Source organism: Pseudomonas sp. SIMBA_068, assembly GCF_046534705.1.
Lineage (GTDB): Bacteria > Pseudomonadota > Gammaproteobacteria > Pseudomonadales > Pseudomonadaceae > Aquipseudomonas > Aquipseudomonas putida.
In genome coordinates this window covers 1-325 of sequence record NZ_JAWRYI010000212.1, presented here as the reverse complement: position 1 = coordinate 325, position 325 = coordinate 1, and the positions used below count along the sequence as shown (strand labels likewise).

The 325-nt window shown below is 58.5% G+C and carries 1 pseudogene; it reads left to right on the top strand.

Annotated features, from left to right (window positions below):
* Positions 1 to 58 precede the first annotated feature (58 nt).
* Positions 59 to 325: pseudogene (locus SB756_RS28865) on the top strand (hypothetical protein); the annotation flags it as partial.

Below are 325 nucleotides of genomic sequence, written 5' to 3'. Positions count from 1 at the left end.
CTACTCAACCCGCCCATTTCACGTCATGATGTGCCCCCCATTTCAAGGACGTTAAATAATGAAAGTTCTCCTCGCCGCCTGGGTACTGCTGCTTTTACCCGCTGTGGCCTGCGCGCTCCCCGTCCTGAAAGACACCACGCTCTACACCGACACCGCCCACGACTGCCAAGACGTCGATCTCACCACCTGGCAGCACCCGACCCGTGCGCTGCTGGAGAAAAACCATTTCCAGCTTGAACGCATCCAGCTCTGCAACGCTGGGCACTACCCGGTTTTCCATGTGCAAGCGCCCTACGACCCGCGCGGCCAGACCAAGGATTTTTAC